Genomic DNA, 26,079 nt, shown 5'->3' with positions numbered 1-26,079 from the left:
TGAGGCAGAATCGTCACAGGTCGTTCATACGCGGCGGCCAAATGACCACAGAGATCTCACAGCCCTGACGCAGAAGGCCCCATGCCCCCGACGCTCGCCTCGCTCGTCCACCACTCCGCGCTGAAACTGACCGTGCGGGCGGGCGGAGACCGCCTCGACGTGCCGGTGCGCTGGGCGCACGTCAGTGAGCTCGCCGACCCCGTGCCCTACATGGAGGGCGGGGAACTGCTGCTGATCACCGCGCTGAAGCTGGACGCCGAGGACCCCCAGGCCATGCGCCGCTACGTCCGGCGGCTGGCCGGGGCCGGCGTGGTCGGGCTCGGCTTCGCCGTCGGCGTCAACTACGACGAGACGCCCAAGGCGCTCGTCGAGGCGGCGGAGAAGGAGGGCCTGCCGCTGCTGGAGGTGCCGCGCCGCACACCGTTCCTGGCCATCAGCAAGGCCGTGTCCGCCGCCATCGCCGCCGACCAGTACCGGGCCGTCACCGCCGGGTTCGCCGCCCAGCGCGAGCTGACCCGGCAGGCCCAGAGCGGCGGCCCGGAGGGGCTGCTGTCCGCACTGGCCGCGCAGGTCGACGGCTGGGCGGCGCTGTACGACGCCTCGGGCGCGGTCGTCGCCACGGCGCCGGAGTGGGCCGGGCGGCGCGCCGCACGGCTCACCGCCGACGTGCAGAAGCTGCGGGACCGGCCCGCGCCCGCCTCCTCCGTGGTCGGCGGGCCGGAGAACGAGGACCGGGTCGAGCTGCACACCCTCGGCACCGGCCGGCGCCCCCGGGCGGCCCTCGCCGTCGGCACCGCCGCCGCCCCGGGCACCGCCGAGCGCTACGCCGTCCACTCGGCCATCGCCCTGCTCACCCTGACCACGGAACGCTCCCGGTCCCTCCAGGCGGCCGAGCAGCGGGTCGGCACGGCGGTGTTGCGCATGCTGCTGGCCGGGGAGCCCGACCACGCGCGCGCGGTCGCCGGGGACCTGTACGGCGGGCTGCTGGACGCGCCGTTCCGGATGGTGGTCGCGGAGCGGGTGCCGGTGTCGGCGTCGGCCGCGCTGGTCCGGGCCGAGGCGCGCACGACCGCTCCGCCCGTCGAGCGGCCCTCGGCCGCCGCGCTCGCCGCCGCCGACACCGGCGACCCCCTCGCGGTGCTCGCCGACGTCGTGGAGTCCGCGGCGGCCAGGGCGGGCGAGGCGGTGCTGGTGGTGCCGGAGGGGGAGCGGCTGGTGGTGCTGGCCGCGGACGGCGGTGCCGCGGCGGCGGCCTGCGGGGAGTACGCGGCCGCCCTGGAGTCGGCCCGGGCCGGGATACGCGAGAAGGTGCCGGGCGGCGAGGAGGGCGAACTGGTCGTGGGCCTGTCGGCGCCGGCCGGGCCGATCGCCGCGTCCGCCGCCTACAAGCAGGCCGAGCAGGCGCTGTCGGTGGCGCGCCGGCGCGGGCGCGTCCTGGTGGAGCACGAGCAGATGGCGGCCGGATCGGTGCTGCCGCTGCTCGCGGACGACGCCGTACGGGCCTTCGCCGACGGCATGCTGCGGCCGCTGTACGAACACGACGCCACGGGCCGCGGCGACCTCGTGGCCTCCCTGCGCGCCTGGCTGTCCAAGCACGGCCAGTGGGACGCGGCGGCGGCCGACCTGGGCGTGCACCGGCACACCCTGCGCTACCGCATGCGCCGGGTCGAGGAGATCCTCGGTCGCTCCCTGGACGACCCGGATGTCCGGATGGAGCTGTGGCTGGCCCTGAAGACGAGCAGTACCGAGTAGCCAAACCGTAGTGTCCGCGCCCCTGACTGCTACGGCTCGGACAAACGCCGTTCGGCCGGCTCGCCCCTACCGTGGGGCGGGTAGCACCCGATCATCCCCGACGCCGAAGGGCCGGAACCCACATGACCTCCACCCACGCCTTCTGGCTCGCCGGCCGCCAGGCCACCGGCGAGGACACCTTCGACGTCACCTCCCCCTGGGACGGGCGGCTCGTCGGCACGGTGAGCCTGCCGACCGACGCGCAGGTCGAGGAGGCCGTGGCCGCCGCGCACGCCGTCCTGGACGAGTTCGCCGCCACCCCCGCCCATGTGCGGGCCGCCGCCCTCGACCACGTCAGCAAGCGCCTCGTCGAGCGCACCGAGGAGATCGCACGGCTGATCTCCGCCGAGAACGGCAAGCCCCTGAAGTGGGCGCGCGGCGAGGTCGGCCGGGCCGTGTCGGTGTTCCGGTTCGCGGCCGAGGAGGCCCGCCGGTTCAACGGCGGCGAGGCCCAGCGCCTCGACACCGACCTCGGCGGCCAGGGCCGGCTGGCCCTCACCCGGCGCTTCCCGAAGGGCGTCGTGCTCGGCATCGCGCCGTTCAACTTCCCGCTGAACCTCTGCGCCCACAAGATCGCCCCGGCCATCGCCGCCGGTGCCCCGATCATCCTCAAGCCGGCCCCCGCGACCCCGCTGTCCGGTCTGGTCATCGGCGAGCTGCTGGCCGAGACCGAGCTGCCCGCCGGCTCCTGGAGCATCCTGCCGGTCGCCAACGACAAGATGCCGGCCCTGGTGCGGGACGAGCGCCTGCCCGTCATCTCCTTCACGGGCTCCGAGAAGGTCGGCTACGCGATCATGGACTCGGTGCCGCGCAAGCACTGCACCCTGGAGCTGGGCGGCAACGGCGCGGCCGTCGTCCTCGCCGACTGGGCGAGCGACGAGGACCTTCAGTGGGCGGCGAACCGCATCGCCACCTTCTCCAACTACCAGGGCGGCCAGTCCTGCATCTCCGTGCAGCGGGTCATCGCCGACGCCTCGGTCTACGACCGGCTGCTGCCGCGTATCGTCGCCGCCGTCGAGGCCCAGGTCACCGGCGACCCGAGCGACGACAAGACCGACGTCGGCCCGCTGGTCAGCGAGGACGCCGCCCAGCGCGTCGAGACGTGGGTCCAGGAGGCCGTGGACGCCGGGGCGCGGCTGCTCACCGGCGGCAAGCGCGACGGCGCCTCCTACGCGCCGACCGTCCTCGCCGAGGTGCCGGGCGATGTGACGATCTCCTGCGAGGAGGTCTTCGGGCCGGTGCTGACCGTGCAGAAGGCCGATGGCGAGGCGGCTGCCTTCGCCGCCGTCAACGACTCCAAATACGGCCTCCAGGCGGGCGTGTTCACCCACGACCTGCAGACCGCCTTCCGTGCCCACCGCGCCCTGGAGGTCGGTGGCGTGGTCATCGGCGACGTGCCGTCCTACCGTGCCGACCAGATGCCGTACGGCGGCGTCAAGCAGTCCGGCGTGGGCCGCGAGGGCGTGCGCTTCGCGATGGACGACTACACCTACGAGCGGGTGCTGGTCCTCACCGGCATCGACCTCTGACGCACCACCGGCATACCTCCTGGCTTATGGAAACCATTTTCATATAAGCTCTGTGAAGAGGCCCGGCACCGATGCCTTCCGGTGCCGGGCCCCTTCTGTGCGTCGGCCTGCTCCGGACCCTCAACCGGAGAAGCCGACATGCGCGAGCCGCAGTGGGCCGCGCAGCTTCAGACGCACGTCGTGGACGCCCGCGGCGGCGATCGACGCGGTGAGACGGACGTAGTCGTAGGGACCCGAGGTCGGTGCGGCGGGCGACAGCACCGCGAGCACGGGGCCGCCGTCAAGGGACAGCTCGACCGTGCCCTCCCCGGCCACCTCCACCGTCACCTCGCGGGCGCCCCTGCCGAAGTCGCAGGCGCGGTAGACCAGCTCACCCGGCTCCGGGCCCTCGGCGGTCACCGCGTCGCCCGAGACCTTCGTCCGGTCGACGATCGCGACGCCCCGCTGCTCGTCGAACCCGGCCGCGGCCAGACCGGTCGCGAGGACCGCGCGCGGCCGGGCCGGCTCGCCGTCGAGTGTGACCGTCGTCCGCAGCCGGACGTCCTCGCTGGACGCCCCGGCCAGCAGCTCGTACCCGCCCGGCTCCACCCGCCACCGGTCCTGGGCGACGTCCCAGAACGCGAACGCGGTCAGCGGGACGTCGAAGCCCAGCTCGGCCGTCTTACCCGGGGCGAGGGTGACCCGCCGGTGGTCGAGCAGCTCGCGGCGCGGGCGCGGCACCGAGGCGTCGACGGCCCGGCCGTAGAGCTGGGCCACCTCGTCGGCCGTCACGTCACCGGTGTTGGTCACCGAGAAGGAGACCCGCACCACCTCGTCCCCGACCCGGGCCGCCAGACCGCCGTAGGTGAACGAGGCGTACGACAGGCCGTGCCCGAAGGGGAACAGGGGCGTGCCCTCGAAGTACAGATACGTCTGGCGGGCGCCGATCACGTCGTAGTCGAGGAGGCCGGGCAGGTCGGCGTCGTCGGCGTACCAGGTCTGCGGCAGACGGCCGGCGGGGGAGACGTCACCGGCCAGGACACGGGCCAGGGCGGTACCGGCCGCCTGCCCGCCGTGCGCGGTCCACAGCACCGCCGGGAGCTCGGCCGGGTCGACGGCGTACGGGTAGGCGGAGACCAGCGCCAGCACGGTGGCCGGATTCGCCGCGCGGGCGGCCCGCAGCAGCCGCTCCTGCTGCCCGGGCAGGCGCAGGGTCGTACGGTCCTCGGTCTCGCGGCCGTTGACGTACGGGTCGTTGCCCGCGACCACCACGACCACGTCGGCCGCCGCCGCGGCCCGCGCCACCGCCTCCTCGCCGCGCTCGGCGACGACCAGCTCGAAGACCTCGGGATCCTCGTCGGCAACCTTTACGCCGTCGGCGGAGACACACACGTGCCGACCCGTCCCCAGATGCTTCAGGAGGTGCCCGTCCCCATGCCGTTCCAGGCGGAACGTCTCCTGCACGATCCAGCCGCCCGGCTGGTCGGCGGAGGCGCGCAGGAAGCCGTCGTCGGCGACCGAGAGATAGCGGCCGTCCGGGGCGCGCAGCGTCAGCACGCCCCCGCCCCAGTCCGCCAGCGCCAGTTCGGTGCCGGTGGCGTCGGTTGTGAGCACCGGCAGGTCGGTGCGGCCCGTGAGCAGCGCCGGGTCGAGCGCGCCCTCGGCGCCGCGCACCTCGTCCGCGGCCCGCTCGGCCACCGGCACGTGCAGGAACGCGCCCGTGGAGGTCTTCAGCCGGATTCGGTCCACGCCCTCCGCGAACTCCACGCGCTCCGCGCCGAACCGCTCGTACAGACCCTCCAGCGGGGTCGAGCGGTGCAGGAGGGTGCCGCTGTACCAGTCGAGCTTGCACTCGTCGGCGAGCAGGCCCACCACGGCGATCCGGGTGCCCGGGGCGAGCGGCAGCACGCTGTCGTTCTTCAGCAGCACGATCGCCTGCTCGGCGGCCTCCAGGGCGAGGGCGCGGTGCGCCGGGGTGTCGAACTCGCCGGTCGCGTCGTGCGGGTCGTAGCCGGGGTCGAACTCCCCGAGCCGGAAACGGACCGACAGCTGACGGCGGACGGCCGTGTCGAGATCGGCCTCGGTCAGCAGACCGCGCTCCAGGGCGCCGCGCAGCCGGCCGATGATCTGCGAGGAGTCCGTGCCGTGGTCGGTGAAGCTGTCGACACCCGCGACCAGGGCGGCGGCGGTGGCCTCCTCGTGGGTGTCGAAGTAGTGCTCGGAGTCGACCAGGTTGCTCGGCGCCCCCGCGTCCGAGCAGACCAGCAGCTCCTCCTCGGTCCAGGTCCGCAGATGCTCGGCCAGGTACGGGGAGACATGGTTCGGGCGGCCGTTGACCAGGTTGTACGCCGGCATCACCCCGGCCACCGCGCCCGCCTCGACCGTGTCGCGGAAGGCCCGCAGGTCGTACTCGTGCAGCACGCGCGGGCGCACCGAGCTCGACGTCGTGGAACGGTCGGTCTCGTTGTTGTGGGCCAGCCAGTGCTTCAGCACGGGCGCGGTACGCCAGTAGGTGGGGTGCTCGCCGCGCAGACCGCGGGTGTAGGCGGTGGCGATCGCGGAGGTGAGCCTCGGGTCCTCCGAGTAGCCCTCCTCGTTGCGGCCCCACAACGGGTGGCGCAGCAGGTTGACCGTCGGGGACCAGACGTTCAGGCCGACCCGGTCGTCCTTGGCGCGCATCGCCCGGACCTCCCGGGACACCGCGTCGCCGACGCGCCGCACCAGCTCCGGGTTCCAGGTGGCGCCGAGGCCGATCGCCTGTGGGAACACCGTCGCCGGGCCCATCCACGCCACACCGTGCAGGGCCTCCTGGCCGGTGCGGAAGGCGGCGACGCCGAGCCGTTCGACGGCCGGGGCGAACTGGTGCAGGAACGCGGTCTTCTCCTGAAGCGTGAGCCGCGACAGGAGGTCGTCGATCCGCTTCGCGAACGGCAGTTGCGGATCACGGAACGGTTCGGTGGACGGGGTGTGTGCGGTCACGTGGGGATCCCCTTGCGATGGATCGTGGAGATGCTTTCGAAGCGCTTCGATGCTGAGTTGCGGAGCGGTCGAGTGTCAAGGGAGCAGCGCCATGACTTCAAGCAGTGCACGAGGAAAGGTCCCTTCTCGGGCAGCGGAGGAAGTTTGCGAACGACTCTTGTGCGCCCTGGGGTGTTCACTTAACCTCACAGCAACATCGAAGCGCTTCGACTACGGCAGTCCCTGGTGGGTCGACAGTTCGCTTCGGCTCAGCCAGTTCCACTCGAGACACCGCAGCCGACGGCCCTCCGCCGGGTGTCCTGGTGCGCCATGAAGGGTTGACGCAATGACGCCGAACGCCGCCTCCGCCTCCTCCGGTCCGAGCCGGAGAAGTTTCCTCGCCTCCACGGCGGTCGCCACCGCGGCCGTGGCGGGCGGGGTACCGCTGCTCGCCGCCTGCGGCGGCGGGCAGGAGGGACAGAAGGACGGGGCCACGTCGGGGAAGAAAGCCGCCAAGATCCTCCCGGCCTTCGTCGCGTCGCACGTCGTGACCCCGGACATCCCCTCGAAGAACGGCTCGCCGGTCGGCTTCACCAAGGCGATCCCGGCGGCCCAGCTGAAGACCTCGGTGCAGCAGAAGCTGGGCAGCGGAGGCAAGCTGACGATCATGGCCCCCTACTGGGGCTCCCCGCCCAAGGGCGACAACCCGTACTACACGGCCATGAACAAGGCCATCGGCGTGGACATCACCTGGCAGAACCAGGACGGCGTCACCTACGACCAGAAGCTCGGCGCGATCCTCGCCTCCAGCGACATCCCCGACGCCGTGGTGGTGCCCGACTGGAACCTGACGGGCCGGATACCCAGTGCGATCAACGCCAAGTTCGCCGACCTCGGCCCGTATCTGTCCGGCGACAAGGTCAAGGACTACCCGAACCTCGCGGCCGTGCCCACCGACGCGTGGCAGCGGGGCATCTTCGGCGGCCAGCTCCGTGCGATCCCGATGCCGAACTCCTCCGTCACCACCATGGCGGCCATGTACCGCAAGGACATCTTCGAGAAGAAGGGCTACGCCGTCCCGAAGAGCCCGGACGAGTTCCTGTCCTGGGCGAAGGAGGCGACACAGGCCAGGTCGAAGGTCTGGGCCTGCGACGACATGAAGTGGTCCGCCTGGCAGTTCTTCGGTGTCCAGTCGGGCGGCGACAAGGCGCTGTGGTGGAACATGGTCGACGGCAAGCTCGTCAACCGCGTCGAGACCGAGCAGTACCTGGAAGCCCTGGAGTGGACGCGCAAGCTCTACGCGGCGAGGGTGGTCCACCCGGACGCCGTCTCGGGCAAGGCGGGCGGCATGGCGGCCAACCGCTTCACCGCCGGCCAGGTGCTGGTCTACAACAACAACATCTCCGACTGGTGGGGCAAGACCGCCGAGCAGCGGACCCAGAACCCCGACTTCGAGATGGGCGTCTTCGACATCTTCGGCGCCGACGGGGGCGATCCCACGCTCTGGGCCAGCCAGCCGGGCGGCATGTTCACCTTCATCAGCAAGAAGGCGAGCAAGCAGCAGATCAAGGACTTCCTCGCGCTCTGCAACTACTGCGCCGCTCCGTACGGCACCAAGGAGTTCATGCTCACCGCCTACGGCGTCGAGGGCACCGACTACACGGTGAAGAACGGCCTGCCCACCAAGACGCAGCAGGGCATCAACGAGGTCAGCAGCACCTACGACCTCACGGGCAACCCCGCACCGTACGTCGCCTACCCCGACCTCCCCGACATCACCCGGGGCATCGTCGAGTGGCAGCAGCGCATGGGCGCCTTCACCAAGAAGTCCTCCTTCTACGGCCTGACCGTCACCGAGCCCACCCGCTGGGCCAACCTCGCCGACGACTTCGAGCAGCTCGAGGACGACTGCGTACGTGGCCGGAAGAAGATCAGCGACGTGCAGCAGGCCGTGTCCGACTGGAAGAAGAAGGGCGGCGACGACCTGCGCGACTGGTACAAGAAGCTGCTCGACGACAACGGCTCGGCGAACTGATCCGGGGCTCAGGCAAGGAGACGGCCGTGTCCAACAGCACGGTGCCTCGGACACCGACCGAGGCGAAGACCCCCGCGAGGACTCCCGCGGCCTCCGGTGGCGCCGCCGCAGAGCGCACCCGCGACGGGAAGAAGTCGGGCAAGCTGAGCCTGAAGCTCAGATTCCGGCGTGACCGCACGCTGATCCTCATGACGCTGCCGGCGGTCCTGCTGATCCTGGTCTTCAACTACATACCGATCCTCGGCAATGTGGTGGCCTTCCAGGACTACGACCCCTACGCCGGCGACAACGGCTTCGTCGCCATCTTCAACAGCCCCTGGATCGGCTTCGAGCAGTTCGAGCGGATCTTCGCCGACTCGGCCTTCTGGCACGCCGTGCAGAACACCCTGGTGCTGTTCTTCCTGCAGCTGGTGCTCTACTTCCCGATCCCCATCCTGCTCGCGCTGCTGATCAACAGCGTGGTCAGGCCCCGGATACGGGCGGTCGCCCAGGCGGTCATGTACCTGCCGCACTTCTTCTCCTGGGTCCTCGTCGTCACCGTCTTCATGCAGATCTTCGGCGGCGCCGGGATCATCGCCCAGACCCTGCGCCAGCACGGCTACGAGGGCTTCGACGTGATGACCGACCCGGAGGTCTTCAAGTACCTGGTCACGGCGCAGACCGTCTGGAAGGACGCGGGCTGGGGCATCATCGTTTTCCTCGCCGCCCTCTCCTCGGTCTCCGGCGACCTGTACGAGGCCGCCGCCATGGACGGCGCGGGACGCTGGCGGCGCATGTGGCACATCACGCTGCCCGCCCTGCGGCCGGTGATCGCCCTCCTGCTCGTGCTGCGCGTCGGCGACGCCCTCACCGTCGGCTTCGAGCAACTGCTCCTCCAACGACAAGCCGTGGGTGTCAACGCCTCCGACGTCCTCGACACCTACGTGTGGTGGAACGGCATCCGCAACCAGGACTTCAGCTATGCCGCCGCCGCCGGGCTCATCAAGGGCGTGGTCGGGCTGGCGCTCGTACTGATCGCCAACAAGGTGGCCCATCTCATGGGCGAGCAGGGGGTGTACAAGAAGTGACCGCCGTCCTCCACACTCCGCCCGACGAGACGTCGCGCGCCAGGAAACCGAGCCGCTGGGCGGCCCCGCCCCGCCCCGTCTGGGAGGAGCCGCCCAACAAGGCAGGACTGGCCGGCAAGGGAATCGCCCTGACCCTGGCCTGCCTGGCCATCCTCTTCCCGCTGTGGATCGTCATCGTCACCAGCCTCCAGTCGAAGAAGACCATCGACGAGGCCGGCGGCCTGGTGGTGATCCCCAAGGGCATCACCTTCGTCGCCTACCAGGAACTCCTCAGCGGCGGCCAGGTCCAGAAGGCCGCACTGGTGAGCATCGGCGTGACCGTGGTCGGCACGCTGTTCAGCATGACCGTGTCGGTCCTGTGCGCGTACGGGCTGTCACGCAGCGGCTCGCTCGGCCACCGCGGAATCCTGATGACCCTGCTCGCGACGATGTTCTTCGGGGCCGGTCTCATCCCCACCTACCTGCTGGTACAGGCCCTCGGCCTGACGGACACCTACTTGGCGCTGATCCTGCCCAGCGCCGTGAGCGTCTTCAACATCCTGGTACTGCGCGCGTTCTTCATGAACATCTCCCCAGAACTGATCGACAGCGCCCGCATCGACGGCGCCGGCGACTGGCGGATCCTGTGGAAGATCGTCCTGCCGCTGTCCCGCGCGGTCCTCGCGGTGATCGGGCTCTTCTACGCCGTCGGCTATTGGAGCGCCTGGTTCAACGCGTCGATCTACCTGACCGACCAGGAAATGATGCCGCTGCAGAACGTGATGATCCAGCTGGTGCAGATGCAGCAGCGTCCGGTGGGCCTCCAGGCACAGATCAACACCGGCCAGCTCTCGCCGCTCGCGATCCAGATGGCGGTGATGGTGATGGCCCTGCTGCCGGTGGCCGTCCTCTCGCCGTTCGTCCAGAAGCACTTCAAGAAGGGCATGCTCACGGGGGCGGTCAAGGGCTGACCCCAGGCTGTCGGTTGTTCGTCGTCCGCGGCTGCCTCGTGGCTGGTCGCGCAGTTCCCCGCGCCCCTGAGGGTACGCACTTCCCCTTCTTCGCATGAACCGAGGTATGTCATGAGTACGTTTCACCTCAGCAGACGTTCCGTTCTCGCCGGGACCGCCGCCGTCGCCGCGGTCGTCTCCCTGCCGTCGATCCAGGGACGAGCCGCGGCCGCCACAGCCGCCACCGGCGGCTACCGCTGGCGCAACGTCGTGCAGGGCGGTACCGGATTCGTCACCGGGGTGCTGTTCCATCCGTCTGTGCGCGGGCTCGCCTATCTGCGCACCGACATCGGCGGTGCCTACCGGTGGGACGAGCGCGGTGGCCGGTGGATCCCGCTGACCGACCACATCGGCTGGGACGACTGGAACCTGCTCGGCGTGGAGGCCATGGCCGTCGACCCGGCGCACCCGAACCGGGTCTACCTCTCCCTCGGCACCTACGCGCAGTCCTGGGCCGGCAACGGGGCGGTGCTGCGCTCGGAGGACCGGGGGGCGACCTGGCAGCGCACCGACCTCACCGTGAAGCTCGGCGCCAACGAGGACGGCCGGGGCTGCGGGGAGCGGCTGCTCGTCGACCCGCGCGACAGCGACACCCTGTGGCTCGGCACCCGGCACGACGGACTGCTCAAGTCCACCGACCGGGGGGCCAGTTGGAAGGCCGTGAGCTTCCCGGCCGCCCCCAGCGCCACCGGCCAGGGCATTACGCTCCTCGTAGCGGCGGGCCGTACGGTCTACGCCGGCTGGGGCGACTCCGACGGCACGTCCGCGAACCTCTACTCAACCGCCGACGGCACCACCTGGGAGGCCGTCCCCGGGCAGCCCACCGGCACCGCCGCCAAGGTCCCGATACGGGCCGCGTACGACCGGCACACCCGCGAGCTGTACGTGACGTACGCCGACGCCCCCGGCCCCAACGGCCAGTCCGACGGCAGCGTGCACAAGCTGCGGACGGCGAACGGGAAGTGGAGCGAGGTCACGCCCGTGAAGCCCGGCGGTCCCACCGGCGACGGCGGAACCGACTCCTTCGGCTACGGCGGTGTCGCCGTCGACGCCTGCCGCCCCGGCACCGTCGTCGTCTCCACCAACAACCGCTGGTCCCTGGTCGACACGCTGTACCGCAGCACCGACGGCGGCCGCACCTGGACGTCCCTGAAGGACAAGGCCGTTCTCGACGTCTCCGAGACGCCCTACCTCACCTTCGGTGCCGACAAGCCCAAGTTCGGCTGGTGGATCCAGGCCCTCGGCCTCGACCCGTACGACTCCGGGCACCTCGTGTACGGCACCGGCGCGACCCTGTACGGCACCCGCGACCTCAGGCACTGGGCCCCGCAGATCCGCGGCGTCGAGGAGGCCTCCATACGCCAGCTGATCTCGCCCCCGAGCGGCGAGGCTCACCTGCTCAGCGGGTCCGGGGACGTCGGCGTGATGTACCACGAGCGGCTCACGGCCTCGCCGTCCCGCGGCATGGCGTCCAACCCGGTCTTCGGCACCGCGACGGGCCTGTCGCTCGCCCCGGCCGAGCCGTCCTACGTGGTCCGCGCGGGCTGGGGCGACCACGGCAACGGCGCCTTCTCGAACGACGGCGGCAAGACCTGGGCGCCCTTCGAGACGCAGCCGGACGTGGCCAAGTCCGCGCCCGGGCCGATCGCCACCAACGCCGACGGCAGCGTGCTGCTGTGGTCCTTCGGCACGGCGAGCCTCGGCTACCGCTCGGCGGACAACGGCGCCTCCTGGTCCGAGGTCGCCTCCTTCCCCAAGGGTGCCGTCCCCGTCGCGGACCCGGTCGACCCGGCACGCTTCTACGCCTTCGACACCACCACCGGCACGCTCTTCGCCAGCACCGACAGCGGCCGGACCTTCACCGCGCGGGCCACCGGACTGAACTCCGGCGACACCGAGTTCCAGCTGGTCGCGGCGCCCGGGCGCACCGGTGACCTGTGGCTGAGCCTGAAATGGAACGGGCTGTACCGGTCGACGGACGGCGGTGCGGCCTTCAGCAAGGTCGCCAGCTGCTGGGCGTCGTACACCCTCGGTTTCGGCAAGGCCGCCGAGGGCGCCTCCTACCCGGCCCTCTACATGGTCGGCTCCACCGAGACCATCACCGCCGTGTACCGCTCCGACGACGAGGCGAAGTCCTGGACGCGGATCAACGACGACCGGCACCAGTGGGGCTGGATCGGCGCCACCATCACCGGCGACCCGCGCGTCCACGGCCGGGTCTACATCGCCACCAACGGACGCGGCGTGCAGTACGGGGAGCCCACCCGATGACCGTGCGAGAACGGCCCGGCCTGAGCGAGGCGACCCGCGGGCGGCTGCTGTTCGGCGGCGACTACAACCCCGAGCAGTGGCCCGAGGAGACCTGGCACGAGGACGTCCGGCTGATGAAGGCCGCCGGCGTCAACTCCGTCACCCTCGGCGTCTTCTCCTGGGCGAAACTGGAACCCGAGCCGGGGGCCCGGGAGTTCGGCTGGCTGGACACGCTGATGGACCTGATGCACGAGCACGGCATCGGAGTCGTCCTCGCCACCCCGACCTCCTCGCCCCCGCCCTGGATGGGCCGGCTGCACCCCGACACCCTGCCCGTCACCGAGGACGGCCGCACCGAGTGGTGGGGCGGCCGGCAGCACTTCTCGCACTCCAGCGCCACCTACCGGCGCTACGCCGCCGCCATCACCGAGGACCTGGCCGCCCGCTACGGCGGCCACCCGGCCCTGACGATGTGGCACATCAACAACGAGTACTGCACCTACGACCACGGCGACGAGGCCGCCGCCTCCTTCCGGCGGTGGCTGCGCGAGCGGTACGGCACCCTCGACGCCCTCAACGAGGCCTGGGGCACCGCCTTCTGGAGCCAGGGCTACGACACCTGGGACGGCATCCTGCCGCCCCGCCTGCCGCACTACATGCGCAACCCCGGCCAGGTCCTGGACTTCCGCCGCTTCACCTCCGACATGCTCCTGGAGTGCTACGTCGCCGAGCGCGACATCGTGCGCCGCCACACCCCGCACATCCCTGTCACCAGCAACTTCATGCCGCTGTGGTTCGGGCAGGACGCGTGGCGCTGGGCCGAGGAGGAGGACGTCGTCTCCGTCGACCTCTACCCCGACCCGCGCGACCCCCTCGGCGCGCAGCACGGCGCCCTCGTCCAGGACATGACCCGCTCCCAGGCGCGCGGGCCCTGGATGCTGATGGAGCAGGCGGCCGGGCCGGTCAACTGGCGGGGCGTGAACCACCCCAAGCCGCGCGGCCTCAACCGGCTGTGGTCCCTCCAGGCCGTGGCCCGGGGAGCCGACGCCGTCTGCTACTTCCAGTGGCGGCAGTCCCGGCAGGGCGCGGAGAAGTTCCACTCCGGCATGGTCAGCCACGCGGGGGAGGAGGGCCGCACGTACCAGGAGATCAAGGAACTGGGCGCCGACCTGGAGCGGATCGCCCCCGAGGTGACCGGCAGGCACCTCACCGCGGACGTCGCCGTCCTGCACGACTGGCACGCCTGGTGGGCCGGCGCCCAGGACGGCCGCCTGTCCGGCCTGGTGGAGTACCCGGACGTGCTGCGCGCCTGGCACCGGGCCCTGTGGCAGGCGCACCTCACCACCGACTTCGCCCACCCCGAGCACGACCTGACGCCGTACGCGCTGGTCGTGGTGCCGCAGCTGTACGCGCTCACCGACGCCGCGACCGACCGCCTCCTCGCCTACGTACGGCAGGGCGGCACCCTCGTCTGCGGCTTCCAGACCGGCGTCGCCGACCAGGACGACCGCGTCCGGCCCGGCGGCATGGACGCCCGACTGCGCGCGCTGTTCGGCATCCGCACGCTGCACGAGTGGTGGCCGCTGGACGCGGGGGAGACCGTCGCCTGCGAGGGCTTCGAGGGCACCCTGTGGTCCGAGGAACTGGAACCGGACGGCACCGCCGACGAGACCATCCCCTACCGGGGCGGTGAACTCGACCAACAGCCCGCCGTCCTGCGCAAGGGCCGCGCCTGGTACGTCTCCACGCTCCCGGAGCCCGGGGCGCTGCGCGGCCTGCTGGCGTCGATCGCCGCCGGGGCGGGCGTCCGGCCGGTGCTCGACGCTCTGCCCGAGCAGGTGGAGGCCGTGCGCCGGGGCGAGGTGCTGTTCGTGCTCAACCACGGCCGTGAGCCGGTGACCGTCGAGGTGCCCGGCACCCACCGCGACCTGCTGTCCGGGACGGACGTCACCGACCGGGTCACCCTCGGCCGCCACGGGGTGGCGGTGCTGCGGCCATGACCGACTCCGCACCCGTCCACGGCACCTGGGAGCCGCACCCGGCCGCCCGCTGGGAGGACGCCTTCCTCAGCGGCAACGGCCGGCACGGCGCCCTGGTGTTCGGCGATCCGCACGCCGAGCGGGTCGTCGTCACCCACCACACCCTGGTACGGCCGAACGGCCGCGACCCCCGCCCGCCGCAGCTCGCCGGTGCCCTGCCCGGACTCCAGGACCGTCTCCTGGCGGGCGACACCACCGCCGCCGAGGACTTCACGGACGGCCGTCCCCTCCAGTGGGTGCAGCCCTTCCACCCGGCCTTCCAGGTCCGGCTTGACCGGCCCGAGGACGGCGGCCACGACTACCGGCGGGACGTCGACTTCACCACCGGCGTGGTGAGCGCGGAATGCGCCGGCTGGACGAGCCGCGTCTTCGTCTCCCGCGCCGACGACGTGATCGTCCAGCACCTCACCGGACCCGGTCTCACCCTCGGCGTCGAGCTCGACCCCCGGCTGCCCGGCGCCCCCGCCCGGCTGGGCGTGGGCCACGGAGCCGTACTGACCCCCGAGGGCGCCCTGCTCAGCCTGCGCGCCCGCTACCCGGACAGCGACCTGGCCTGCACCGGCGTCACCCAGGTCACCGTCACCGGCGGCACGACCACCCTGGTGCCGCCGGGCGTGCGCGTCGAGAACGCCCGGTCCGTGCTGCTCCTCACCCGGGTGCACCGGCACCCCGGCGAGCTGGACGTGGTCGCCGAGGGCCGCGCCCTGCGCGATCTGCCCACCACCTACGACGAACTCCTCGAACGCCACACCGTCCTGCACCGCACGGCCTACCAGCGCGTCACCCTCGACCTCGCCGCCGACCCCGGCGAACGGGCCCTGCCGGGCTCCGAGTTGCTCAAACGGCCGGGCGCCGCCGCCCTGCTGGAGCGCCTCTTCGCCGCCGGGCGCTACCACCTGCTCTCCGCGAGCGGCCTCTTCCCGCCCCGGCTGACCGGACTGTGGACCGGCGACTGGAACACCGCCTGGTCCGGCGCGTTCACCCAGGACGCCAACCTCAACCTCCAGACCGCCTCGGCCGCCGCCGCGGCCCTCCCCGAGGTCACCGAGGCCCACGCCCACCTCGTCCACCGGATGCTGCCCGACTGGCGCGACAACGCCCGCGCGATCTTCGGCACCCGGGGCGCCGTCGCCCCCGCCCACTGCGACGGCGAGTCCGGCCACTCCTTCCACTTCGACCGCGAGTACCCGCTGCACCTGTGGACCGCCAGCGCCGACTGGCTGCTGAAACCGCTCGTCGACCACGACCAGACCCACGGCACCCGCGACCCCCGCACCGCCGCAGCACTCGCCGAAGTAGCCCTGTTCTACGAGGACTTCCTCACCAGGACCGACGACAACGGCCACCTCGTCGTCGTCCCCTCCTACTCACCCGAGAACCGGCCAGCGAACGCCAGCTGGGGCACGCTCAACGCCGCGATGGACCTCTCCGCGGCCCGCCACGCCCTGCGCACGGCCGCCGCCTACCACCCGGGCCCCGACGCCGACCGCTGGAACGCCCTCGCCGACCGGCTCCCACCGCACCGGATCAACGAGGACGGAGCCCTGGCCGAATGGGCCTGGCCCGGCCTCGCCGACTCCTACGACCACCGCCACCTCAGCCACCTCTACGGCGTCTGGCCGCTCGACGAGATCACCCCCTACGACACCCCTGCACTGGCCGGCGCCGCACACCGTGCTCTCGAACTGCGCGGCGCCGAGAACGACTCCGCGCACGGCCACCTCCACCACGCCCTCGTCGCCGCCCGGCTCCGGGACGCGGACCGGGTCGCCCACGCCCTCGGGCAGGTCCTGGACGGCGACTTCTTCCACGCCTCCCTGATGAGCGCGCACTACCCCGCCCGCGACGTCTACAACGCCGACGCCGCGCACACCCTGCCCGCCCTGCTGATCGAGATGCTCGTCCAGTCGACCCCCGACCGGCTGGTGCTGCTGCCCGCGCTGCCACCGGCGTACCCCGAGGGCGCCCTGCGCGGGGTGCGCACCCGGTTCGGGGCCGAGCTCGACCTCACCTGGACGCGGGACGGCGCGGTCGCCGTCATCAGACCCGGCCGCACCCACCGCGTCGAACTGCGGACTTCCTCCGGCGCAGAATCCCTCCACCTGGCCGCCGGGGAAGACCACGTCGTCACCCTGAGGACGTGGTAGTTCCCTCATCCCCCCACCCCATGGAAGGGACACCATGGCATCACGCACGCTGAGCAGGGTCACCAAGGCCCTGCTGGCTCCCGCCCTGGCCCTCGGCGTCACCGTCGGCCTCGCCTCCGCCCCCGCCTCCGCAGCCGTCTGGAACTCCTGCGACCAGTGGGCGAACACGAACCTGAACGGCTACACGCTCTACAACAACATCTGGGGCTCCGGCGCCGGCGCCCAGTGCATCTGGGCCAACTCCGGCACCAACTGGGGTGTCAACGCCAACCACCCCAACACCGGCGGCATCAAGTCCTATCCGAACCAGACGAAGGCGATCAACAAGTCGATCACCTCGCTGTCCTCGCTGAGCAGCGGCTACAACGTCAGCGTCCCGTCGTCCGGCGCGTACAACACGTCGTACGACATCTGGGACACGGACCACGACTACGAGATCATGCTCTGGGTCAACAAGACCGGGCCCGTCGGCCCGATCGGCTCCTCGCAGGGCAGCGTCAGCCTCGGCGGCCACTCCTGGAACGTCTTCAAGGGCACCAACGGCGCCAACGAGGTGTTCACGTTCATCCGCACCTCCAACTCCAGTTCCGGCACCGTGAACATCCTGCCGATCCTGAAGTGGATCAAGGACACCAAGAAGTGGATGGGCAACGAGACCATCGGTGACGTCCAGTTCGGCTTCGAGATCACCTCGTCGTCCGGGGGCCTGGACTTCCGCACCAACAGCTTGACCGTCAGCAGCAGCTGACGCGGCACCCGGGGCCGGGGCCGACCGCCGTCACGGGCGGTCGACCTCGGCCCGCAGCACGTTGTAGTCCGCGAAGGCCGACTCGACCTCGTCGCGGGTCAGGCCGTAGTGGGACAGGTCGTAGGTGTGCCTGCGGGTGCCCCGGGGGCGGGCGACGGCCGCGGGGAGCCGGGCCGCGTCCGCCTCGGTCCACCGGGCGCCCACGGCCGCGAAGAGCTTCGGGGCGCCGGCCGCGGGATCGGAGCCGAGCCACGCGTACGGCGCGTCCACCAGCTGCCGCGCGGGGACGGCGGCCCGGGCGGCGAGAGCGCGGGTCATGGCCCGGCTCAGCAGCCCCAGCCAGGTGGCGCCGATGCCGTTCAGGTCGACGGGCCGGGTACTGACGGCCATGCCGTGCTCGATCAGAGAGCAGAACGACGCCACGGCGGTGACCGGGTCGCGGTGGCACCACACGATCGTGGCGTCCGGGAAGACCCTGCACAGCGCGTCCAGGTTCTCCAGGTGCATGGGGGACTTCAGCATCCAGCGCCGACGTGGCCGACCGTACTGGAGCACCTGGTAGACCTGCTTCAGATACCGGTAGTCGGCGGTGAAGTCCCGCGCGCGGTGCCACTCCAGGTACTCGGGGATACGGGCCTGGGAGAGCGGCATCAGAGCGTGCGGCAGCGCGAACGTGCATTCCTCCGGGCCCTCGGCGGCCATCGCGTGGATGTCGCGGAAGCGCGGCGCGAACAGGTCCGTGCCCCGCACCATCCGCCGCCCGGCCCTGATCGCCCTGCGCCGCTGCCGGGGCGGCAACTCCAGGCCGGGCGCGAGCAGTTCCCACAGCAGCGGGCTGCGGTGCTCGTCGGAGACGGACAGCACCGAGTGCGTCACGGTGGTCGCGGTGCGCGGCAGCCCCACCACGAAAACGGGCCGCTCGATCGGCTCCCGCTCGATCTCCGGGTGCTCGGCGATCAGCCGCCGCACCCGCGCCCGGTTGGCCAGGTGCCGCCGGACGTGCCCCTGCGCGGCCTGCCAGCCGACCGGGGTGAGGTGCTCCGCCTTCGCCCACCAGCCCAACAGGGCCCGGAAGTCGTCGACGAACTCCCGGTCCCCCGGAGCCTCACCGGTCTCCACCACGATGCGGTCGAAGATCCGGCCGGGGTCACGGCGGGAGCCGAAGGCGGGCCGCAGCGCCAGGCCGGCGAGGGTGAGGGCGAGCGGAGACGAGGACACGCGGGAAACCTACCCCCTGGAACGTGGCTGCGGTGGACGGAAGTTGGCCGAACAGGCGACAGGGGGTGGCCGGAAGACCTCCATCGATCCGGCCACCCCCTGCGACGCGGCTACTCCGCTACAGGCAGCCGCGCCCCGTCCCGCAGGAACAGCGGGATGCGGTCCAGCGGGGCCTCGACCGTCACGGTCCGGCCGCCCTGGTACGTCTCACCCGTCCAAGCGTCCGTCCAGGACGCCCCCGCCGGCAGATACGCCGTCCGGGCGGTGGCACCGGCCGTCAGCACCGGCGCGACCAGCAGATCCGGTCCGAACAGGTAGGAGTCGTCGACCGACCAGGCCGCCGGGTCGTCCGGGAACTCCAGGAACAGCGGCCGCAGAACCGGCAGCCCCTCCTCGTGCGCCGCCCGCATGACGTCCAGCACGTACGGCTTCAGCCGCTCGCGCAGCCGCAGGTACTTCTCCAGGATCGCCCCGGCCTCCTCGCCGTAGGACCACACCTCGTTCGGGCCGCCGGTCATGTCCGGGCCCAGCGGCATCCCCGGGTCGCGGAAGCCGTGCAGCCGCATCAGCGGGGACAGCGCGCCGAACTGGAACCAGCGGACCATCACCTCCCGGTACGCCGGGTCGTCCGGGTCGCCGCCGTGGAAGCCGCCGATGTCGGTGTTCCACCAGGGGATGCCCGACAGGGCCGTGTTCAGCCCGGCCGCGATCTGACGGCGCAGCGTCGGGAAGTCCGTGCCGATGTCACCGGACCACAGGGCGGCGCCGTAGCGCTGACTGCCCGCCCACGCCGAGCGGTTGAGGGTGACGATCTCCTCCTCGCCGGTGGCGAGCAGACCCTCGTGGAACGTGCGGGCGTTCTCCAGCGGGTAGGCGTTGCCGACCTCCAGGCCCGGGCCCGCCCAGTAGCGCAGGTTCTCCTGGAAGCCCGGCTTCAGCTCGGGCTCGCAGGCGTCCAGCCAGAACGCCGTGATGCCGTACGGGTCGAGGTAGTTCTCCTTGATCCTCGACCACACGAACTCCCGGGCGTCGGGGTTGGTCGCGTCGTAGAAGGCCACCTGGACCGTGGAGGCGACCTCCTTGTCGGGCCAGTCGGCGTGCGCCATCGGGCCGTACTGGGTGCCGATGAAGTATCCGCGCTGTTCCATGACCGGGTGGTTCTCGCTCAGCGGCGACACCGACGGCCAGACGCTCACCACCAGCTTGACGCCGAGTTCCTCCAGCTCCCGCACCATCGCCGCCGGGTCCGGCCACTCCTTCGGGTCGAACTTCCAGTCGCCGAGGTGCGTCCAGTGGAAGAAGTCGCAGACGATCGCCGCCAGGGGCAGCCCGCGCCGCTTGTACTCCCGGGCCACCGACAGCAGTTCGTCCTGGGTGCGGTAGCGCAGCTTGCACTGCCAGAAGCCCGCCGCCCACTCGGGCAGCATCGGGCTGCGGCCGGTCACCGCGCTGTAGCGGCGCTGGCCCCGCGCCGGGTCTGCGGCGGTGATCCAGTAGTCGATCTGCCGGGCCGAGTCGGCGACCCAGCGGGTGCCGTTGTGCGCCAGCTCCACACGGCCGATCGCCGGGTTGTTCCACAGCAGGGTGTAGCCGCGGCTGGAGGTCAGCACCGGGATGCCGACCTCGGCGTTGCGCTGGACCAGGTCCAGCACCAGGCCCTTCTGGTCCAGACGGCCGTGCTGGTGCTGGCCGAGGCCGTACAGCTTCTCGTCGTCGTAGGCGGCGAAGCGCTGCTCCAGGCGGTGGTGGCCGTTGCCGACGGCCGTGTAGAGGCGGGGGCCCGGCCACCAGAAGTGGGCGCGGTCCTCGGCGAGGATCTCGGCGGAGTCCTCCGTGCGCAGGAAGCGGATCAGGCCCTCGGCGCTCACCTCGACGGTGAGTGCCCCGACGGTCAGCAGCCCCCGGCCGTCCTCGATCTTCACCGTGGCGGGCGTCGCGGGCGCCTCGTCGAGCAGGGCACCCGGCAGACCTTCGAGGACGGGACCGCCGAGCCGGGCACGCACCCGGACCGCGTCCGGTCCCCACGGCTCGATCCGGACGGTCTCCTGGCGGCCGCTCCACTCCAGCGCGCCGTCCCGCTCGCGGAACGTGCCGACGGTCGGGGAGGACTGCGCCAGGCTCACCTGGGGCTGGGTTTCAGCAGGCTGATTCACGAGGCGGGCTCCTGTGCGGAAGCAGACATGGGGGTGCCCCGGAAGGGGCGCTGTTCAAGGGCGGGGAGGGGCTACGACCGGCTCGGTGCCGGTCCCGTGCTGCCCCGTACCGTCAGCTCGGGCGCGAGCAGCACGACCTCGTCGCTGCCGCGCCCGTCGAGCTTGGCGACCAGGTGGTCCACGGCGTGCCGGCCCATCTCCTGCGCGGGGATGGCCACCGACGTCAGCCGCACCGAGGCCTGCATCGCGACCTGGTCGGGGCAGATCGCGACCACCGACACGTCCTCCGGCACGGCACGGCCCTGCTGGCGCAGCAGCGCGAGCAGCGGCTCCACCGCCGACTCGTTCTGCACGATGATCCCGGAGGTGTCCGGGCGTTCGTCGAGGATCCGGGCGAGCGTCACGGCCATCGCGTCGTACCCGCCCTCGCACGGCCGGTGCAGCAACCGCACGCCCAGCTCCCGCGAGCGGGTCCGCAGTCCGTCGAGGGTGCGTTCGGCGAAACCGGTGTGCCGCTCGTAGACGGCCGGGGCCTCCCCGATGACGGCGATGTCCCGGTGCCCCTGCTCGGCCAGGTGCTCCACGCACAGCGCGCCCGTCGCCCGGAAGTCCAGATCGACGCAGGTCAGCCCCGAGGTGTCGGCGGGCAGCCCGATCAGTACGGACGGCTGGTCCGTCGCGCGCAGCAGCGGCAGCCGCCCGTCGTCGAGTTCGACGTCCATCAGGATCATCCCGTCGGCGAGCCCGCTGCCCGCCACGCGGCGCACCGCGTCGGGCCCCTCCTCGCCGGTGAGGAGCAGCACGTCGAAGCCGTGGGCGCGGGCGGAGGTCGCCACGGCGATGGCGATCTCCATCATCACCGGCACGTACATGTCCGTGCGCAGCGGGACCATCAGCGCGATGATGTTCGACTTGCTGCTGGCCAGGGCGCGGGCCCCGGCGTTCGGGTGGTACCCGAGCTCGCGGATGCTCCGCTCGACCCGCTGCCGGGTGTTGGCGGAGATGGACCGCTTGCCGCTGAGGACATAGCTCACCGTGCTCGCCGAGACTCCGGCGTGCTGGGCGACCTCGGCGAGGGTGACCATCCAGCTCTCCAAGCTCTGTGAAGCGCTTCGACAGTGCGCGTAGACGATAGGGGGTGGGGGAGGGTGGTTCGACAGTAGCTTCAGCGGGAGTGGGTGTCCATAGGTTGTCGAAGCGCTTCGATGCCGATTTCCCGGAGCGCTCTCAGGGCAGGACTCGTGCCCCGGGGCGGCACCTCAGTGCAACACCGTCATCAGGTGCGCGACAAGTGCTGGGCGGGCCCCGCGCCCTTCGGCCGAACGGACGCGCGAGGACTGGTGGGAGCGTCCGGATTCGGGTACCAACGATCCAGTAGCACTGGTCGGTAACGAAACGGTCCTCCATCTTCTAGTTGCGGCGAGGTGCCCCTCATGTCCGCTTCCACCACCCCCTCTTCCCGTCCCGCCGTCACCGAGCGGGAGGCCCGTGAGGTGGCGGAGGCCGCCCGGGAACTGCACTGGCGCAAGCCCAGCTTCGCCAAGGAACTGTTCCTCGGCCGCTTCCGGCTCGACCTCATCCACCCCCACCCCCTTCCGGACGACGAGCTGGCCCAGCGCGGCGAGCAGTTCCTCGCCAAACTCCGCGACTTCGTCGAGACGAAGGTCGACGGGGCCCTCATCGAGCGCGAGGCCCGGATCCCCGACGAGGTGATCGACGGGCTCAAGGAGCTCGGCGCCTTCGGCATGAAGATCGACACCAAGTACGGCGGTCTCGGCCTCGGCCAGGTGTACTACAACAAGGCGCTCGCCCTGGCCGGATCCGCCAGCCCCGCCATCGGCGTGCTGCTCTCCGCGCACCAGTCGATCGGCGTGCCCCAGCCGCTGAAGCTGTTCGGCACCCAGGAGCAGCGCGAGCGCTTCCTGCCGCGCTGCGCCCGCACCGACATCAGCGCCTTCCTGCTCACCGAGCCCGACGTCGGCTCCGACCCGGCCCGCCTCGCCACCACCGCGATCCCGGACGGCGACGACTACGTCCTCGACGGCGTGAAGCTGTGGACCACCAACGGCGTCGTCGCCGACCTGCTGGTCGTCATGGCCCGGGTCCCGAAGAGCGAGGGCCACCGCGGCGGCATCACGGCCTTCGTCGTGGAGACCAACTCGCCCGGCGTCACCGTCGAGAACCGCAACGCCTTCATGGGCCTGCGCGGCATCGAGAACGGCGTCACCCGCTTCCACCAGGTCCGCGTCCCCGCCGCCAACCGCGTCGGTGAGGAGGGCCAGGGCCTGAAGATCGCCCTGACCACCCTCAACACCGGGCGGCTCTCGCTGCCGGCCTCCTGTGTCGCGGCCGGCAAGTGGTGCCTGAAGATCGCCCGGGAGTGGTCGGCGGCCCGCGAGCAGTGGGGCAAGCCCGTCGCGCACCACGAGGCGGTCGGCTCCAAGATCTCCTTCATCGCGGCCACCACCTTCGCCCTGGAGGCCGTGACGGACCTGGCCTCGCAGATGGCCGACGAGGACCGCAACGACATCCGTATCGAAGGCGCCCTCGCCAAGCTGTACGCCTCCGAGATGGCCTGGACGATGGCCGACGAACTCGTCCAGATCCGCGGCGGCCGCGGTTTCGAGACCGCCGACTCCCTGCGCGCCCGCGGCGAGCGCGGCGTCCCGGCCGAGCAACTCCTGCGCGACCTGCGCATCAACCGCATCTTCGAGGGCTCCACCGAGATCATGCACCTGCTGATCGCGCGCGAGGCCGTCGACGCCCACCTCTCGGTCGCCGGCGACCTCATCGACCCCGAGAAGTCCCTCGGCGACAAGGCCAGGGCGGGCGCGAACGCGGGTGTCTTCTACGCCAAGTGGCTGCCCAAACTGGTCGCCGGACCCGGCCAGCTCCCCGCCTCCTACGGCGAGTTCAAACACGGCGTGGACCTCTCCGGGCACCTGCGCTACGTCGAGCGCACCGCCCGCAAGCTCGCCCGCTCCACCTTCTACGCCATGTCCCGCTGGCAGGGCCGGATGGAGTCCAAGCAGGGCTTCCTCGGCCGGATCGTGGACATCGGCGCCGAGCTGTTCGCCATGAGCGCGGCCTGTGTCCGGGCCGAACTCCTGAGAAGCCAGGGCGACCACGGCCGCGAGGCCTACCAGCTCGCCGACGTCTTCTGCCGTCAGGCCCGCATCCGGATCGAAGAGCTCTTCACCCGCCTGTGGACCAACACCGACGACCTCGACCGCAAGGTCGTCAAGGGCGTCCTGTCCGGCACGTACGAATGGCTGGAGCAGGGCATCGTCGACCCGTCGGGCGACGGCCCCTGGATCGCGGACGCGACACCGGGACCGTCACAACGGCAAAACGTCCACCGGCCAATCAGATAAACCCCGGGCCCTGGCCGTCGGCCCCGGGCCCGGGCTTCCTCGACCCCGGGGCCCGGGTTTCCTCGGCCCCGGGCCCTGGCCGTCGCCCCCGAGCCTCCGGGCCTTGGCCCTCGGCCCCCGGCACCTGACCCCCGGCGTCTGGGCCTTGGCCCTTGGCCCCCGGGCCTCCGGCCTCAGGCCTTGGCCCTCGGCCCCCAGCTCTCGGCCCCGGGCCCCGGCCGTCGGCCCCCAGCTCTTGGCCTCGGATCCCGGCCGTTGGCCTCGGGCCCCGGCCGTTGGCCTCGGATCCCGGCCGTTGGCCTCGGGCCCCGGCCGTTGGCCTCGGGCCCCGGCCGTTGGCCTCGGGCCCCGGCCGTTGGCCCCCGGACACCAGGCCTCGGCCCCCGGGCCTCCGGCCCTCGCCCCCCGGGGCCTTGGCCCCGCCCCCCCCCGGGGGCGTGCAATGGTGTGGTGCGCGACCCCGTGAGGGGGATGCGCTGTCCTCACACACCGGCCTTACGGCAACAATGGAGGAATGAGCGACAGTCCAGCCCCCTCAGGGCACGGGCCGGGGGCCCCGTCCGCCCTGGCCGATCCGCACCTCGTCCACGACCCCCTCACGGGCGACGGTCCCAAGGACGTGGTGATCCTCGGCTCCACCGGGTCCATCGGCACCCAGGCCATCGACCTCGTACTGCGCAACCCCGACCGGTTCCGGGTCACCGGCCTGTCCGCCAACGGCGGCCGGGTCGCGCTCCTCGCCGAGCAGGCGTACCGGCTGCGCGTGCGCACGGTCGCGGTCGCCCGCGAGGACGTCGTACCCGCCCTGCGCGAGGCGCTCACCGCGCAGTACGGCACGAGCGAGCCGCTCCCCGAGCTGCTCACCGGCCCCGACGCCGCCGCACAGCTCGCGGCCTCCGACTGCCACACCGTCCTGAACGGCATCACCGGCTCCATCGGGCTCGCCCCGACCCTGGCCGCCCTGGAGGCGGGCCGCACCCTGGCGCTCGCCAACAAGGAGTCGCTCATCGTCGGCGGCCCGCTCGTCAAGGCCCTCGCCAAGCCCGGGCAGATCATCCCGGTCGACTCCGAGCACGCCGCCCTCTTCCAGGCCCTGGCCGCCGGCACCCGCGCCGACGTCCGCAAGCTGGTCGTCACCGCCTCCGGCGGGCCCTTCCGCGGCCGCACCAAGGCCGACCTCGCGCACGTCACCGTCGAGGACGCCCTCGCCCACCCCACCTGGGCCATGGGCCCGGTCATCACGATCAACTCCGCGACCCTCGTCAACAAGGGCCTGGAGGTCATCGAGGCACACCTCCTCTACGACATTCCCTTCGACCGCGTTGAGGTGGTCGTGCATCCCCAGTCGTATGTCCACTCGATGGTTGAGTTCACGGATGGATCGACACTGGCCCAGGCGACCCCGCCCGACATGCGCGGGCCCATCGCCATCGGCCTCGGCTGGCCGGAGCGCGTACCCGACGCGGCGCCCACCTTCGACTGGAGCAAGGCCTCGACCTGGGAGTTCTTCCCGCTCGACAACGAGGCCTTCCCGTCGGTGAACCTCGCCCGGCACGTCGGCGAGCTCGCGGGCACCGCCCCGGCGGTGTTCAATGCGGCCAACGAGGAGTGCGTGGAGGCGTTCCGCCGGGGCGCGCTGCCCTTCAACGGGATCATGGACACCGTCACCCGGGTCGTCGAGGAGCACGGCACCCCGCGTACGGGAACCTCACTCACCGTGTCGGACGTCCTCGAAGCGGAGACCTGGGCGCGGACCCGGGCCCGGCAACTGGCGGCACAGACGGCGGAGGCCCGTGCATGAC

15 protein-coding genes are annotated in these 26,079 nt (G+C 71.8%); 11 read left to right on the top strand and 4 right to left on the bottom strand.

What is annotated here, in order from left to right; all coding sequences use genetic code 11:
- The first annotated feature begins 81 nt into the window (after window positions 1–81).
- Window positions 82–1,752: a PucR family transcriptional regulator ligand-binding domain-containing protein gene (locus ACFZDE_RS26470; RefSeq protein WP_391203873.1), complete on the top strand. Its 1,671-nt coding sequence runs from the start codon at window positions 82–84 to the stop codon at window positions 1,750–1,752.
- Between the two features lie 122 nt (window positions 1,753–1,874).
- A complete protein-coding gene (locus ACFZDE_RS26465; RefSeq protein ID WP_391203870.1) occupies window positions 1,875–3,320 on the top strand; it encodes an aldehyde dehydrogenase family protein in 1,446 nt (481 codons plus the stop codon).
- Window positions 3,321–3,440: 120 nt separating this feature from the next.
- Here the strand turns inward: ACFZDE_RS26465 and ACFZDE_RS26460 are convergent, their stop codons facing one another.
- Complete coding sequence (locus ACFZDE_RS26460) at window positions 3,441–6,278, bottom strand: glycoside hydrolase family 3 C-terminal domain-containing protein (protein WP_391203867.1); 2,838 nt, start codon at window positions 6,276–6,278, stop codon at window positions 3,441–3,443.
- Window positions 6,279–6,603: 325 nt separating this feature from the next.
- Between ACFZDE_RS26460 and ACFZDE_RS26455 the strand changes: the two genes are divergently transcribed.
- The 7 genes from ACFZDE_RS26455 to ACFZDE_RS26425 all read left to right on the top strand — a co-directional run bounded on the left by ACFZDE_RS26455 (window position 6,604) and on the right by ACFZDE_RS26425 (window position 17,532).
- On the top strand, window positions 6,604–8,292 hold the full coding sequence (locus ACFZDE_RS26455) for a Tat pathway signal sequence domain protein (protein ID WP_391203865.1): 1,689 nt from the start codon (window positions 6,604–6,606) through the stop codon (window positions 8,290–8,292).
- 26 nt (window positions 8,293–8,318) lie between these two features.
- Window positions 8,319–9,359 (top strand): ABC transporter permease subunit, encoded by a 1,041-nt coding sequence (locus tag ACFZDE_RS26450; protein WP_391203862.1) that lies wholly within the window; start codon window positions 8,319–8,321, stop codon window positions 9,357–9,359.
- Entirely contained in the window at window positions 9,356–10,309 is a 954-nt protein-coding gene (locus tag ACFZDE_RS26445; protein ID WP_391203859.1) for an ABC transporter permease subunit, read from the top strand. The genes ACFZDE_RS26450 and ACFZDE_RS26445 overlap by 4 nt, the downstream gene beginning before the upstream one ends.
- A 111-nt stretch (window positions 10,310–10,420) precedes the next feature.
- A complete protein-coding gene (locus ACFZDE_RS26440) occupies window positions 10,421–12,619 on the top strand; it encodes a WD40/YVTN/BNR-like repeat-containing protein (RefSeq protein ID WP_391203856.1) in 2,199 nt (732 codons plus the stop codon).
- Complete coding sequence (locus ACFZDE_RS26435) at window positions 12,616–14,598, top strand: beta-galactosidase (protein WP_391203853.1); 1,983 nt, start codon at window positions 12,616–12,618, stop codon at window positions 14,596–14,598. The genes ACFZDE_RS26440 and ACFZDE_RS26435 overlap by 4 nt, the downstream gene beginning before the upstream one ends.
- Window positions 14,595–16,784, top strand: coding sequence for a glycoside hydrolase N-terminal domain-containing protein (locus ACFZDE_RS26430; protein ID WP_391203850.1), 2,190 nt, complete (start codon window positions 14,595–14,597; stop codon window positions 16,782–16,784). The genes ACFZDE_RS26435 and ACFZDE_RS26430 overlap by 4 nt, the downstream gene beginning before the upstream one ends.
- A 34-nt stretch (window positions 16,785–16,818) precedes the next feature.
- Window positions 16,819–17,532 carry a hypothetical protein gene (locus tag ACFZDE_RS26425; protein WP_391203847.1) on the top strand — a complete coding sequence of 238 codons (714 nt, stop codon included), beginning with the start codon at window positions 16,819–16,821 and terminating at the stop codon, window positions 17,530–17,532.
- Between the two features lie 30 nt (window positions 17,533–17,562).
- Here ACFZDE_RS26425 and ACFZDE_RS26420 read toward each other — a convergent pair whose 3' ends face one another.
- The 3 genes from ACFZDE_RS26420 to ACFZDE_RS26410 all read right to left on the bottom strand — a co-directional run bounded on the left by ACFZDE_RS26420 (window position 17,563) and on the right by ACFZDE_RS26410 (window position 21,988).
- Window positions 17,563–18,750: a sulfotransferase gene (locus ACFZDE_RS26420; protein WP_391203844.1), complete on the bottom strand. Its 1,188-nt coding sequence runs from the start codon at window positions 18,748–18,750 to the stop codon at window positions 17,563–17,565.
- Window positions 18,751–18,860: 110 nt separating this feature from the next.
- Complete coding sequence (locus ACFZDE_RS26415; RefSeq protein WP_391203841.1) at window positions 18,861–20,903, bottom strand: TIM-barrel domain-containing protein; 2,043 nt, start codon at window positions 20,901–20,903, stop codon at window positions 18,861–18,863.
- A 71-nt stretch (window positions 20,904–20,974) separates the two neighbouring features.
- Entirely contained in the window at window positions 20,975–21,988 is a 1,014-nt protein-coding gene (locus ACFZDE_RS26410; RefSeq protein ID WP_391005739.1) for a substrate-binding domain-containing protein, read from the bottom strand.
- A gap of 348 nt (window positions 21,989–22,336) precedes the next feature.
- Here ACFZDE_RS26410 and ACFZDE_RS26405 point away from each other — a divergent pair, with 348 nt between their 5' ends.
- A complete protein-coding gene (locus ACFZDE_RS26405) occupies window positions 22,337–24,277 on the top strand; it encodes an acyl-CoA dehydrogenase family protein (protein ID WP_391203838.1) in 1,941 nt (646 codons plus the stop codon).
- Window positions 24,278–24,791: 514 nt separating this feature from the next.
- Window positions 24,792–26,078 carry a 1-deoxy-D-xylulose-5-phosphate reductoisomerase gene (dxr, locus tag ACFZDE_RS26400; RefSeq protein WP_391203835.1) on the top strand — a complete coding sequence of 429 codons (1,287 nt, stop codon included), beginning with the start codon at window positions 24,792–24,794 and terminating at the stop codon, window positions 26,076–26,078.
- Window position 26,079 lies beyond the last annotated feature (1 nt).

Source organism: Streptomyces sp. NPDC007929, from assembly GCF_042959065.1.
Lineage (GTDB): Bacteria > Actinomycetota > Actinomycetes > Streptomycetales > Streptomycetaceae > Streptomyces.
The sequence above is the reverse complement of the archived record's forward strand: the minus strand, read 5'-3'. Positions and strand labels throughout refer to the sequence as shown.